The organism is Casimicrobium huifangae (assembly GCF_009746125.1).
Lineage (GTDB): Bacteria > Pseudomonadota > Gammaproteobacteria > Burkholderiales > Casimicrobiaceae > Casimicrobium > Casimicrobium huifangae.
In genome coordinates this window covers 2628077-2642126 of the sequence record NZ_CP041352.1, presented here as the reverse complement: position 1 = coordinate 2642126, position 14050 = coordinate 2628077, and the positions used below count along the sequence as shown (strand labels likewise).

The 14050-nt window shown below is 63.0% G+C and carries 8 protein-coding genes; 2 read left to right on the top strand and 6 right to left on the bottom strand.

Annotated elements, in window-relative coordinates:
• Nucleotides 1-42: 42 nt before the first annotated feature.
• A complete protein-coding gene (locus tag FKL89_RS11950) occupies nucleotides 43-1320 on the bottom strand; it encodes a Glu/Leu/Phe/Val family dehydrogenase (RefSeq protein WP_156862964.1) in 1278 nt (425 codons plus the stop codon).
• 339 nt (nucleotides 1321-1659) lie between these two features.
• Between FKL89_RS11950 and FKL89_RS11945 the strand changes: the two genes are divergently transcribed.
• Together FKL89_RS11945 and purL are read left to right on the top strand one after the other, a co-directional pair.
• Nucleotides 1660-2499, top strand: a complete 840-nt coding sequence (locus tag FKL89_RS11945) for an amino acid ABC transporter substrate-binding protein (protein ID WP_162527500.1) — start codon at nucleotides 1660-1662, stop codon at nucleotides 2497-2499.
• 162 nt (nucleotides 2500-2661) lie between these two features.
• Nucleotides 2662-6534, top strand: a complete 3873-nt coding sequence (purL, locus tag FKL89_RS11940; protein WP_156862962.1) for a phosphoribosylformylglycinamidine synthase — start codon at nucleotides 2662-2664, stop codon at nucleotides 6532-6534.
• Between the two features lie 150 nt (nucleotides 6535-6684).
• Here the strand turns inward: purL and FKL89_RS11935 are convergent, their stop codons facing one another.
• The 5 genes from FKL89_RS11935 to pncB all read right to left on the bottom strand — a co-directional run bounded on the left by FKL89_RS11935 (nucleotide 6685) and on the right by pncB (nucleotide 13990).
• The gene (locus FKL89_RS11935; RefSeq protein WP_156862961.1) at nucleotides 6685-8607 is read right to left on the bottom strand and encodes a hypothetical protein; all 1923 of its coding nucleotides are present in this window, start codon (nucleotides 8605-8607) and stop codon (nucleotides 6685-6687) included.
• Between the two features lie 130 nt (nucleotides 8608-8737).
• On the bottom strand, nucleotides 8738-9928 hold the full coding sequence (locus FKL89_RS11930) for an MFS transporter (RefSeq protein ID WP_156862960.1): 1191 nt from the start codon (nucleotides 9926-9928) through the stop codon (nucleotides 8738-8740).
• A gap of 129 nt (nucleotides 9929-10057) precedes the next feature.
• On the bottom strand, nucleotides 10058-11584 hold the full coding sequence (locus tag FKL89_RS11925; protein ID WP_156862959.1) for a UxaA family hydrolase: 1527 nt from the start codon (nucleotides 11582-11584) through the stop codon (nucleotides 10058-10060).
• 85 nt (nucleotides 11585-11669) lie between these two features.
• On the bottom strand, nucleotides 11670-12674 hold the full coding sequence (locus tag FKL89_RS11920; protein ID WP_156862958.1) for a tripartite tricarboxylate transporter substrate binding protein: 1005 nt from the start codon (nucleotides 12672-12674) through the stop codon (nucleotides 11670-11672).
• A 152-nt stretch (nucleotides 12675-12826) separates the two neighbouring features.
• A complete protein-coding gene (gene pncB / locus FKL89_RS11915; protein ID WP_156864679.1) occupies nucleotides 12827-13990 on the bottom strand; it encodes a nicotinate phosphoribosyltransferase in 1164 nt (387 codons plus the stop codon).
• Nucleotides 13991-14050 lie beyond the last annotated feature (60 nt).

Here is a 14050-nt window from a genome sequence, read left to right as displayed (position 1 = left end):
GTGCCAGCCGCTACGCCGGCTGGCACGCTGTCGTCGGCAGGATCAGGGGTAGAGCCCGCGCAGTTCGCGCGCTGCCAGTACGCGAGTGCAGGCGATGATGAACGCGGCGGTGCGCAGGGAGACCTTGTGTTTGTCTGCGGTGTGCACTACGGCCTTGAGCGCTTCGACCATGATGCGTTCAAGGCGATCGTTGATCTCTGCTTCCGTCCAGAAGAAACTGGAGAAATCCTGCACCCATTCAAAGTAGCTGACAGTTACGCCGCCAGCGTTGGCGATGACGTCCGGCACCACAGTGATGCCGCGGTCATGCAGGATATCGTCGGCCTGCGGGGTCGTCGGGCCGTTAGCGCCTTCGACGACCAGTCGGGTCGAGATTGATTTTGCACGCGTCGCCGTAAGCTGGTTCTCAAGCGCCGCCGGGATGAAGATGTCACTCTTCAGCGCCCAGAATTCATCTTCGGTGATCGGCGTTACGCCAATGTATTCGGTCAGCTTGTTGCCCTGCGCCACGAACTCAAGCGCGGCATCGACGTTGATGCCAGCTTCATTGACGACAGCGCCGCTGACGTCCTGGATGCCGACAACGATCGCTCCCGCAGCCTTGAACAGGCGTGCAGCGATACCGCCTACGTTGCCAAAGCCTTGTACGACGACCCGTGCCCCTTTGATGTCAAGGCCCATCGCATAAGCGGTTTCGCGTGCCGCGATGTAGACGCCACGGCCAGTCGCTTCACGACGACCAAGCGAGCCGCCCAGTGCGATCGGTTTGCCGGTGACGACGCCGGTCGCAGTGGCGCCGACGTTCATCGAATAGGTGTCCATCATCCACGCCATGATCTGGTCGTTGGTGTTGACGTCCGGTGCCGGGATGTCCTTGTCGGGACCGATGATCAGCCCAATTTCGCTGGTGTAGCGGCGGGTCAGACGCTCCAGTTCGGGGCGCGTGAGTGTTTTCGGGTCAACACGGATGCCGCCTTTGGCACCACCGTAGGGCAGGTTGACCGCTGCGTTCTTGACCGTCATCCACGCCGACAGCGCCATCACCTCGTCGATGGTGACGTCCGGGTGGAAGCGGACCCCCCCCTTGCCGGGACCACGGGAAAGATTGTGCTGCGCGCGGAAACCTTCGAAATGCGCCACGGTGCCGTCGTCGCGGTTGATCGGGATGTCAACCGCCAGCACGCGTTTGCAGCGCTTGAGGGTCTCAACCCAGCGTGCGAGGTGGCCAAGGTGCGGCGTCACACGGTCCACCTGCTGCAGGTAAATCTGCCACGGGCTGTTGGGGTTGTTTGGAACGTAGGAAAGACCCGTCGTGGTCATCTTGTATCCAGGGTAAGGATGAAAACCCGCAATGTAGGGCCCCGATGTTGTGGTGGACAATGTCCGACAATGCATTTACTGGCATGCGTCATGCTCGATTCCGATTGCATGCGATATCGGGTGCGTTTCAAATAGGGTGCAAGGCACGGAACAGTGCTAAGGTGATGGTGAGCGGCGAAGGATTGCACAGATATTCAGCCGCAATCATCCGGTACCGGAGGCGACCCCGCGTCGCAGGCATTACATTCACAATCACGCGTTGCCTGGCCGGGCGCGGCCGACATTGCTTTTCGGGAGTAGCGAACGATGTTGAGGGGATATTGGTCGAGGAAGCTGGTATTGCTGGCGCTAGTTGCCGTCTCTGCATGGAGTCATGCCGATACGCTATCGGAAGTTCGGGAGCGAGGCGAGTTCCGGCTCGGTCATCGCGAGAGTTCGTCGCCGTTTTCGTACATCAACGACAAGGGTGAAGCGGTTGGTTATTCGGTCGACATTTGTCTGAAGGTTTTCGATCTGGTCAAGAGCGAGCTCAAGCGCTCTGACCTGCGACTCAGGCTGGTCGCCCTGAAGCCGGCAGACCGTATCGCAGCGGTGAGAGACGGCCGTGTTGATGTCGAGTGTGGTTCGACTACCAACACTGTCACGCGGCAGAAGGACGTGGCGTTCAGCTACACGACATTCATGGCCGGCGCGCGTTTGCTGGCGAAGAAGTCGTCGAACCTGAAAGACCTGACCGATCTGCGTGGCAAGACGATCGTGGTGACCGAGAAGACCACTACCGAGACGGTGATCAAGCAGCTCAACACCGAACGCAATCTGGGCATGAAGATCGTGCTGGCCAAAGACCATGCCGAGGGCTTCGCCAAAATGGAATCTGGCGAGGCGGCGGCGGTGGCCAATGACGACGCTTTGCTGTTTGGTCTGGTTGGCAAATCGAAGGACCCGACGGCGTACGACTTTGTCGGCAAGTACGTTTCTGTCGAACCTTACGGCATCATGTACCGCAAGGATGATCCTGCGTTCGAGAAGCTGATCGACAACGCGATCGCAGGCCTGTTCAGCAATGGGCAGATCAGGACGATCTATGCCAAGTGGTTCGAGAGTGGCGCGTTCAAGCTGCCGATGAACCAGTACATGAAAGAAAACCTCAAGCTGCCGAACAAGTACGGCGTACAGTAGGTAATAGCGCAGGCGGCGGTGTTCTTCGCTCCGGCCGCCCGCTGTGGTGGGCGAACGCAGGGGCGGTGCAGATAGTCGCTCACCCGCTAAAATCCAGTTTTCCGCACCAGCTTTCGGCGCTTTGGCTTCTGTCGGACGCGCCGGCCGCACACCGCCTCGCGCATGCCCGCCACCTTCCTGTCCCTTCGCGGCTCCGCCGCGCTCTCGCAGTTTCGTCAAGACAAACTGGTTGCTACCCTCACCGAACATCGGGTGACTGCGATCAACGCCGAGTTCTGGCACTTCGCCGCAGTCAATCGCGAGCTCAACCGCGAAGAGCGCACCCGGCTCGATGCCTTGCTGGCCTATGGCGCTGATGCCGAACCGAGCGACGGGCACCAATATGCGTTCCTGGTCGTACCACGCTTGGGCACCATCTCACCGTGGTCGTCGAAGGCGACCGACATCGCCCACAACTGCGGGCTCGACGCCGTGCAGCGGATCGAGCGTGGCGTGTGGTTCTGGGTCTCTGCAGAGAAGGCGCTGACCACGCAGGCGAAACGCGCCATTGAGGACGCCTGTCATGACCGCATGACCGAAGCCGTGCTGCCGGACATCAAGGCCGCTGAAGCATTGTTTGACGTGCACGCTGCAAAACCGCTGGCGAGCATCCCTCGCAACACCGGGTCGCTCAAGCATGCCAACAGTGAGCTCGGGCTGGCACTGTCACCCGACGAAATCGACTACCTCGCCGCCGCGTTCGACAAACTGGGTCGCGATCCGACGGACGTTGAGCTCCTGATGTTCGCGCAGGCCAATTCGGAGCACTGTCGACACAAGGTATTCAACGCGAGCTGGACGATCGACGGTGTGGCGCAGGATCGTTCGCTGTTTGCGATGATCCGCAACACTCACAACCTGGCACCCGGCGGCACCGAGATTGCGTACTCCGACAATGCAGCCATTCTGACCGGCGGCGACGCCGAGCGTTTCTATCCGGACGCCGACGGCAAGTACGATGCGCATCGCGACCGCACGCACTACCTCGCCAAGGTCGAGACCCACAACCACCCCACCGCGATTGCACCGTTCGCCGGCGCCGCGACGGGCGCGGGCGGTGAGATCCGCGACGAAGGCGCGACGGGCCGTGGCGCCGTGCCCAAGGCCGGGCTCACCGGCTTTACCACGTCCAACCTGCGCCTGCCCGGCCTGCCGCAGCCCTGGGAGGCCGCGACGGCAAACGTCGGCAAACCGGCCCGCATTTCTTCGGCGCTGGACATCATGATTCAGGGCCCGATTGGTGGTGCCGCATTCAACGATGAGTTCGGTCGCCCAAACCTCGGTGGCTATTTCCGCACCTTCGAGCAACAGGTGGGCGATACGGTTTACGGCTATCACAAGCCGATCATGATTGCCGGTGGCGTCGGTGCGGTGTCGGATGCCCACGTGCACAAGATTGCCTTTCCGGCGGGCACGCTGCTGATCCAGCTCGGCGGTGAGGGCATGCGTATTGGCATGGGCGGTGGCGCAGCGTCGTCAATGACGACCGGCCAGAACACGGCAGATCTTGACTTCGACTCGGTGCAGCGCGGTAACCCCGAGATGGAGCGGCGCGCGCAGGAAGTCATCAACGCGTGCTGGCGGCTGCGCGATGTCAATCCGATCCTTGCCATCCACGACGTTGGTGCGGGCGGCCTGTCGAACGCGTTGCCCGAGCTGGTACATGGCGCGGGCAATGAGAGCGATCCGCGCGGCGCATTGTTCGACCTGCGCAAAGTGCTGACGCTGGAGCCCGGCATGAGTCCGGCCGAAATCTGGTGCAACGAGTCGCAGGAGCGCTACGTGCTGGCGATTGCGCCGCAGAGCCTTGCGACGTTCAAATCGTTCTGCGAACGCGAGCGTTGTCCGTTCGCCGTGCTCGGCGTTGCGGACGGGTCGGGCAATCTGACCGTCGCCGACGCCAAGTTCAGCAACAAGCCGGTGGACATGCCGCTCGAAGTGTTGCTCGGCAAACCACCCAAGATGGAGCGCAACGCCGTGCGCAAGGCAGCGCCCGGTGCGTCGCTCGCTGCGAGCGCCGTGAGCTTGCGTGACGTTGCCTATCGCGTGTTGCAGCATCCAACGGTCGCAGACAAAACCTTCCTCGTCACCATCGGTGACCGCTTCGTCGGTGGTCTCACCGCACGCGAACAGATGGTCGGCCCCTGGCAGGTTCCGGTGGCCGATTGCGCTGTCACGCTGCGCGATTTCGTGGGCGACGCTGGCGAGGCGATGGCGATGGGCGAGCGCACGCCGCTCGCTGTTCTCAATGCCCCCGCATCGGCGCGCATGGCGGTGGCGGAAGCCATCACCAATATTGCCTCAGCACGCATCCATGCCATCGGCGACATCAAGCTCTCCGCCAACTGGATGGCCGCTGTTGATGTGGCCGGCGAAGATGCCGCGCTTTTCGACGCCGTGCACGCGGTGGGCATGGAGCTTTGCCCGGCCCTCGGCATCGCCATCCCGGTCGGCAAAGACTCGATGAGCATGCGCACCTCCTGGGGCGATGGCTCCTGCAAAAAGTCCGTGCACTCGCCGGTGTCGCTGATCGTCAGCGCTTTTGCCAACGTCGTTGACGTCAAGCGCACGCTGACGCCGCTGTTGCGCACCGAGGGTGACACAGTATTGCTGCTGGTTGACGTGGCGCGCGGCAAGGCGCGGCTGGGTGGCTCGATCTACGCCCAGGTGCTCTCGCAGATGGGTGACAGCACGCCGGATTGCGATTCTGCGGATGACCTCAAGGCGTTCTTCGCAGGCGTGCAGGCGCTCAACGCGCAGGGCCTGGCGCTCGCCTATCACGACAAGTCCGATGGAGGTCTGTTGGCGACGCTCGCGGAGATGATGATCGCCTCGCGCTCGGGTCTGACGGTGACGCTTGATGCGGCTGCTGATGCGTTTGGTGTGCTGTTCAATGAGGAACTCGGCGCCGTCGTCCAGGTCCGCCGCGCCGATTTGGCAAAGGCTCGCGATGCATTTGCTGGTCTGCCAGTGCACGAGATCGCCACCTTGCGCGACGATGGCAAACTGGTGATCGAACAGGGCGGCAAGACGATCCTTGATGAGGCGCGTCAGGCCCTGCATGCGGCGTGGAGTGCCACCAGCATCGAGATCCAGCGCCTGCGCGACAACCCGGACTGTGCCGATGCCGAGTTCGACCGCGTGTTTGATGATGCCGACGTCGGCCTCACGCCGCGTGTTCTTTTCGATGCCACGGTCAACGTGGCGGCGCCGATGATCGCGACGGGCTCGCGTCCCAAAGTCGCGATCCTGCGCGAGCAGGGCGTCAATTCGCATATTGAGACCGGGCACGTGTTCACGATGGCTGGCTTCGATGCCTACGATGTGCACATGACCGACCTGCAGACCGGTCGTCGCACACTGGATGAATTCAAGGGCTTTGTCGCGTGTGGTGGATTTAGCTACGGCGACGTGCTGGGCGCCGGCGCTGGCTGGGCGAAGTCGATCCTGCTGAATCCGGTGCTGCGCGAGCAGTTCCAGGAATTCTTTGGCGAGGACGATACCTTCGCGCTCGGCATTTGCAACGGCTGCCAGATGCTGGCGCAGATGGCGCCGATCATCCCCGGCGCTGAACACTGGCCGAAGTTCGTGCGCAACGGCAGTGAACAGTTCGAGTGTCGCACCGCGCTGGTGGAAGTGATGGACACGCCGTCGATTTTCTTCAAGGGCATGGAAAAGACCCGGCTTCCCATCGTGGTGGCGCACGGCGAGGGCTTCGCGCAGTTCAAGAACGAGGAACAATTCGAGGCCGCGCAGTCGCTGGTTACGCTGCGCTTCATCGACGGCCACGGTGCCGCCACCGAAACCTATCCGCTGAACCCGAACGGCTCACCGGGCGGCATTACCGGGCTCACTACGGCGGATGGCCGCTTCAACGTGCTGATGCCACACCCGGAGCGCACTCATCGCGTCGAGAACTTTTCGTGGCATCCCGAAGGCTGGACGCGCTCGCCGTGGCTGCGAATGTTCGAGAACGCCAGAATTTGGCTGGGATAGCCTGAAAGGGCGGAAGCACCTTTTGGGCAGAAACGTCTTTTTTACTGGGCTACCAGGCTGATTCGACAGAAAGTCGACTTTTGGCGTTTTACCTTGTCAAGCCCGGTGCAATAGGGCTTCTTCGCCAAAGTTGATGTGCCATGCGCGGCGCTACCGCAAGTACGCAATCACCTTTTGCGCTGCGGCATCGGCTTCTGCGAACTGGGCAGCATTCCGCAGCTCACGCAGCGTGGCCAGTTCACGTTCGATCACCAGTCGCGCGGCGGTCTCGGTCGCCTCCACCTGTTGCGGCGCCACCGCACCGAACACCTGCCGCGCCAGCTCGCCGGCGCGATTGCCTGCGCCGACCTCGGCGTACGCCAGCGAGACGTCGGCCATGACGCCGTAACGCTCGCCTGCCGGCAGACTGGCGGCAGCCTCGAAGGCGGCTGTGGCGGCCGCCAGCACACGCTCACGCGCTTCGCCATCGGCAAGCAATGGCGAAACGGCGCGCAACGCAGCCGCCCGCGCTGATGGCGATGCGATCTTTTCCAGCGTGGCGAAAGCAGCAGCCAGCGTTCGCGCAGCCTTGTCAGCCTCGGCTCCCGCCTGTCGCTGCGCTCGCCAGGCCAGTGCGAGGATACGAACTTGAGTACCGACAGTCGCCGCGTTCGCGTCGTTGCCGGTCTTCGGCGCCAGCGCCTCGATCTCGGACGCGAGCGTGCGGGCGCGAGTCGTCGCGCCCGATGCGGCGGACATCTGCGCCTCGGCAGCGAGTAGCTGCGCCTTTGCCAGCGCCCATTCCGCCTGGGCGTGGGCCCGCGACGGTGCGTCCTTGATGGCGTCAAGGCCGGTTTGTGCGCGACTGAGCAGGTCGCGCCCCGTGTCAATCAGATGCGCTTTGCTGCCGAGCGCAGCGCCGGCTCTCGCCAGTGCGATCGCGCGCTCGCCAGCATCGGCGACTGCGGTCAGCGCATCCTGCAAGCGTGGCAGTTGGGCGGCGAACTGCGACGCCGGCGTCGCCGCGAGCATTAATGCCTGAATTTCGATCTCCTGCACCCGCACCTCGGCAGCGAGCGCCGGTTCTCCGATCAGTTCGGGCGTAGTTTTGACCGATAGCAGGACGTCGCGCGCCTTCGACAGTTGCCCGATTTCAGCCAGCGTGCGCGAGGTGGCCAGCGCCAGCTGCATCTTGCGCTGCATGCTGATGCCAACGATTGGGTGCGCCGCGACGCCGGCAGTGCCGGCAGCGACGGCAGCTTGCGGGTGAGCCAGCTGCTCCACTGCGCCTTCGAGAGCAAGGCTGCGCAAGGTAACCCGGTTAGCGGAGCCAGCTGTGGCCAGGGCGCTGGACGGCAGATCCCGGCTTGCAGTGCCCGTCAGCCCTTCAAAAAAGCGCTGACTTGCCAGCGACCAGTCGCCCTTGCTGCTGACCCACAGCGCAATCAATCCACCACCGACCAAGGCAACGGTGGCGGCGCCGAGCGAGGCGGCGATCCGCTGCATGCGGAGACGGCGATCACGGCGGTGATCAACTTCGACCAGCTCGTACGCGCCACCGAGATCGGCGCGAATATGCTTGCGGAAGATCGCGGCCTGCGCCTCCATGCGCATGCGGTCTTCGGCATTGATCTTTTGTCGCGAGTCCCGCTCGGCCTTGCGCTCCCGCGCCCTGGCGATTTTCTTGCGCTTGCGCAGCAGGGCTGGTGTGATCTTGTCGACGTAAACGCCACAGGCCGGGCACTTGCGCTCCTCCGTCAGGTGAACATGCTCACTACAGGCGGGGCGGGTCACGCGATCGTCGTGCACCAGCGTCTGCACGTTAAGCGCCGGCGTGACAGACACCGTCAGGCCGGCACGGACAAAGCGCTCCGCGACCTGCACGGCACGCGACTTCGGCGACGAGCCCTTGACCTTGGCCATCTGCCCGGCACGCAGCAGCTTCAGCAGGGAAGCGACGTACTTCTCCGGGATGCCGGCGGCCTGCAGAGCAACCGGATCAAGCGAATCGACGTCGCCGCCATCCCGCAGCCGTACCATCACGTCGTACAGCTCGTATTCGCTTTCGAGAGAGAGTTCTTGCTTGTCAGCCAAGGTGTTTCGGTGCCGCAGTCGCCGCCACCTTTCCGGCAGTCTGTCGTGAATTTACTAACGTAAACAAGTATGACATGCGGCGGGCTGAAGGTGCACACCAATTTGCACTGCCGTGCAATGTCGCCTCCCCCTAAGCGCCGGCATCGCTTCGCCGCGATCGGATGGCCAGCCAAAGCGCCGCGATCAGGGCGATGGCAATGAACGGCGCTGCCGTGTAATTGACGATCTCCCAGCCGCGTGCGTTCACCAGCACGCCGGCACTGGACGACGACACCGCCATGGTGCCGAACACCAGCATGTCGTTGAAACCCTGAACGCGCGTCTTTTCGGACGGCCGATAGGTCTCGGTCAGCAACGCGGTGCCGCCGATGAACATGAAGTTCCAGCCGACGCCAAGGACAAACAGGCCGAACCAGAAATGCGCCACGGTGGTGCCGGACAGATCGATGCCGAGCGTCACGAAATTCAGCAGGCAGCCGACGATGATGATCTGCAGCGCGCCGAAGCGCTTGATCAGGTTGCCGGTGAAGAAGCTTGGCGCAAACATGCCCACCACGTGCCACTCGAGCACGAATACGCCCTCCTTGAACGGATGACCGCAAAAATTCATCGCCAGCGGCGTCGCCACCATCAGCAAGTTCATGACGCCGTAGCCCAGCGCTGCCGACAGCGCCGCGACGATGAATTTCGGCTGCCGTGCGATTTCGCCCAACGGCCGGGCCGGTTCATCGCTCGTGTCGATGCCCAGCGCCGGCAGCTTCAGCCGCGACTGTACGACCATCGCGACGATGGCGAAGGCCACCAGCGAGAGATAAGTGCCAGCATAGGTGACAGCCAGCCAGTCCTTGGTCAGCTTCGAGCTCTCCGGCCCGATCAGGCCGCCGACAATGCCACCCGCCAACACCAGCGAGATAGCCCGTGCCTTGTCCGGCCCGGTCACCGCATCAGCGGCGGCAAAGCGGTAGAAGCCGCCAGTGGCGTTGTAGCAGCCGATGAAAAAAGTGCCGAGGCACAGGCCCCAGAACGACCTGGCCATCACGGCCACCGCACAGATGACGGCGCCGAGCATCGCCAGCAGGCTGCCGGTCATGAAGCCCCGGCGCCGGCCGCGCCTGCGCATGAACGACGCGGCGGGCATCGCCGAAATCGCGCTGCCGATCACGTAAGTCATCGCCGGCAATGTGGCGAGAATCTTGTTGTCGGCCAGCATGTAGCCGGTCAGGGCGTTCACCGCCATCAGGATGACCGTATTGGTCAGCAGCAGGCCCTGACAGAGGGCAAGCAGAAAAACGGTGCGGCGCTGGTCTGGTGCGAAGCTCATGCGGAGATGGTAGCGCGGCGAGCTTGCCGCCCGCCGCGCCTGGTTCGGCCTTGAGAGAGGAGTGTGCTTGCCCGCAAACGGGCGGGGACGCGGCAATGCGCTGCCAGAGCAGCGCCTAAATATCTACGGTCAGGTAACGATGCCCAGCGACCACGGCACGAATTCGTTGTCGCCCAGGCCGAGTTCCTCGCTGCGCGTACGTTTGCCGGAGGCGACGTCGAGAATTTCGCGAAAGATATCCTCGCCCAGTTCGGCGACGGTACAGGCGCCATCCACCACCACGCCGCAGTTGATGTCCATGTCGTCACGCAATTTCTCGAACATCGGCGTATTGCTGGCGAGCTTGATCGACGGCACTGGCTTGGCGCCAAACATCGAGCCGCGACCGGTGGTGAAGCAGATCAGGTTGGCGCCGCTGGCAATCTGGCCGGTGGCGGAGCAGGGATCGAAGCCGGGCGAATCCATGAACACAAAGCCGTGCTGGTCAATCGGCTCGGCGTATTCGTACACCGCCTGCAGCGGCGTGGTGCCGCCTTTCATCGCCGAGCCCAGCGATTTTTCAAAGATATTGGCGATGCCGCCCGCCTGATTGCCGGCGACGACCACGCCGTTCATTTGCCCGCTCTGGCCGCGCGAATATTCCTTCCACCATGCAAGGCGATCCAGCAGTTTCTGCCCGACCGCCGGCGTCATCGCGCGACGCGTCAGCATGTGCTCGACGCCATAGATTTCGGGCGTCTCCGACAGGATCGCGGTGCCGCCGTGGCGCACCAGAATGTCCATTGCAGCGCCGAGCGCCGGGTTGGCGGTGATGCCCGAAAAGCCATCGGAGCCGCCGCATTGCAGGCCGATCGACAGATGCTTCGCGCTCACTGCGACCCGCTTCACGTCGTTGGCTGCGGGCAGCATCGCGGTGATCGCATCGACGCCAGCCTGAATGCTGGCACGGGTGCCGGCAGTGTCCTGCATGATGAGCGGCACCAGCGTCGGGCCAGTCGCCAGCGACTGCGAAGAGAGCAGATCGCCCACCTGATTGCGTTCACAGCCGAGGCCGATGATCAGCACTGCCGCCAGGTTGGCATGCTTCGCATAACCCGCCAGCGTGCGGCGGAAGACGTCGAAATTGAGGCTCGGTGTCGACATGCCGCAGCCGGTGTTGTGGGTAAACGCCACCACACCATCGACGTTGGGGAATGGCGCGAGACGCTCTGCCGTGAAGTGTTCAGCGATCTTGCGGCACACCGTGGCTGAGCAGTTCACGCTGGAGAGAATGCCGATGTAGTTGCGGGTGGCCACGCGACCATCGTCACGCACGATGCCCAGGAAGGTGGCCTGCTGCGTTTCGGGCAGGTAGTCAACCGGCGTCACGTCCTCACAGAAATGCGGGTCACGGTCAAACTCGACAAACTGCAGGTTGTGTGTGTGCACGTGTTCGCCCGGCGCGATGTCGCGTGCAGCCATGCCGATCACGGTGTTGTACTTGCGCACCGGCGTGCCCGCTGCGATTGCTGCGGCAGCGATCTTGTGCCCGGCGGGCACCTGTGCGCGTACCTTGAGCCCGAGATCAGGCAGATCCTGCCCAAGCGAGAGCGCCGCTTTGGCGACCAGAATGTTGTCGGTGGGGTGCAGACGGATCAGGGGGCTTGAAGAAGTCATTCAGTGCAACAACGGTGTGGGAGCGGGCTTGCCCGCGAACGGACATCGGGCTAATGCAGGTCGCGGCAGGACTGCTCCAGCCCGGCTAGCTCTTGATCAATTCCTTGAGCTTGAGGCGCTCGATCAACAGCTTTTCACGCTGCATCATGGTCATGACATATTTCTCGTAGTCGGGGCCGTCAAGGTAGAGCACTGGTGCGTCAATCTTGTCGCACGCGGACTTGAACTCGGGGCTGGCCACCGCAATGCGGAACGCGTCGCGGAGTTTTTTGGTGATCGCCGGATCCAGGCCTTTCGGCGCGCCGATGCCGTTGGGCGCATCGACCACCACGTTGTAGCCGGCGTCCTTCAGCGTGGGCGCGTCCTTGAAGCGCGGCACCCGCGTCTCGCCCCAGGTGGCGAGCAGCCGCAGTTTGCCGGATTCGACGTGTGGCGCCCAGGAGCTGGAGTCCGCCAGTGCATCGACATGGCCGCCGATCAGTGCCTGCAGCGCCTCGGCGCCACCCTTGAACGGGATGTGGCGGAACTGTGCGCTCGCCGCCAGCGCGAATTCCTCCATGCCAACATGGGTGGCACCACCAACGCCAGCGTGCGCGTAGGTCACCGCACCCGGATTGGCTTTGGCATGGGCGACGAATTCGTTGAGCGTCTTCCACGGTGCGTTCGCCTGCACTGCGATCCCGAACACCTGCCCGGACGTACGGGCAAGGTAGGTGAAGTCTTTCAGCGGGTCCGGTGCGATGGTGCCGAGCTGCGAAAAGCGGGTCACCGAAATCGGAATCTGGCCGATGGTATAGCCGTCCGCTTTGGCGCTGGCCATTGCCTTGGCACCCAGCATGCCCGAGGCACCGACACGGTTTTCCACCACGATGCTTTGTCCGAGCACCTTCGCCGCAGCGACGCAGAGTGCACGCATGGTCTGGTCGGCAGTGCCGCCGGCGGGCCAGGGGCAGATGAAGGTGATGGGGCGCTCGGGGTACTCGGCAGCCCACGCGGGAAACGCTGCGGCACCCGCTGTGCCAACGCCGGCGAGCAATAGCTGGCGACGCGTTTGATCCACGGTGGCGACCGCAGCCTGATCTTTCGACATGAAGATTCCTCCTGTTTACCCTGAATTTTCCGGGTAGCGGCTGTCGCTTTGCTCGCGCGATGCGATGGCGCCAGAACGTTGCTACCGGCAGAAAAGATGATCGCTGCAGTGATGCACGTGGCGCGCGCAAGCACGCGTCTGAGGGCACGCGATCAGGCGATCTCGAACACCTGCTTCAGGTAGGTCAGATACGACGCGTCGTCGCACATCGTCTTTGCCGGGGTGTCGGAGAGTTTGGCTACTGGCTGCCCGTTGCAGCGGACCATCTTGAGCACGATTTGCAGCGGCGTGTAGCCGAGATCATTGGTGAGATTGGTGCCGATGCCGAACGCGGTCTTGGCGCGTCCCTGAAAGTGCCGGGCGATTTCGATGGCGCGCGGAAAGCTCAGCCCGTCGCTGAACACCAGCGATTTGGTCTTCGGGTCCACACGGTTTGCCAGATAGTGACTGATGATGGCTTCACCCCAGGCGATGGGTTCGCCGCTGTCATGGCGCGCGCCATCGAACAGCTTGCAGAAGTACATGTCGAAGTCGCGCATGAAGGCGTTCAGGCCGGCCACGTCCGAGAGTGCAATTCCGAGGTCGCCGCGATATTCATCCGCCCACTTCTGGAATGCCCAGCGCTGCGAGTCACGCAGCCGCGGCCCCAGCGCCTGTGCCGCCTGCAGCCACTCGTGCGCCATGGTGCCCACCGCAAGCAGACCGAGTTCTTTCGCGAAATACGCATTGCTGGTGCCTACGAACGCACCCTGCGTGCGGGCCTTGACCGTACTCAGCACCTCGCGTTGCCAGGTGTGCGAAAAACGGCGCCGCGTGCCGTAATCGGCGAACGAAAAACCAAGCTCTGGCGAAAGCGCGTTGACCAGATCAAGTTTGGCGGCGAGGCGGCGCCGGCCTTCCTCAAGGTCGGGCACCGGCTGCGTGCGGCGAAAGTAGACCTCGTTGACGATGGCGAGGATCGGGATCTCAAACAGGATCGTGTGCAGCCACGGCCCCTTGATCTCGATGGCGAGATCGTCACCGGCAGCGCGGATGTCGATGTGCTTGCGGTTGAAGTGAAACAGCGCCAGAAAATCGACAAAGTCGCTCTTCACATAGCGCAATGAACGCAGGTAGTCGAGCTCATCATCGGCAAAACGCAAGGCGCACAGCGCATCCACCTCACGATTGATTTCATCGGCAAACGGCGCCAGCGCCACCCCCTCGTTGCGGCACTTGAAGCGGTACTCCACCTGCGCACCGGGAAACTGGTGCAGCACCGCCTGCATCATGGTGAACTTGTAGAGGTCGGTGTCGAGGAGGGAGTGGATGATCACGGTGGCACAGAGCAGGGGATGCAATGACAGTTTAGCTGTCCCATGGCCCCGCCCGAGATG

Coding starts and splice junctions, on each gene's coding strand:
- FKL89_RS11920 (WP_156862958.1), bottom strand. CDS start 12,674: ATGTCGAAAGATCAGGCTGCGGTCGCCACCGTGGATCAAACGCGTCGC.
- FKL89_RS11950 (WP_156862964.1), bottom strand. CDS start 1,320: ATGACCACGACGGGTCTTTCCTACGTTCCAAACAACCCCAACAGCCCG.
- purL (WP_156862962.1), top strand. CDS start 2,662: ATGCCCGCCACCTTCCTGTCCCTTCGCGGCTCCGCCGCGCTCTCGCAG.
- FKL89_RS11925 (WP_156862959.1), bottom strand. CDS start 11,584: ATGACTTCTTCAAGCCCCCTGATCCGTCTGCACCCCACCGACAACATT.
- FKL89_RS11930 (WP_156862960.1), bottom strand. CDS start 9,928: ATGAGCTTCGCACCAGACCAGCGCCGCACCGTTTTTCTGCTTGCCCTC.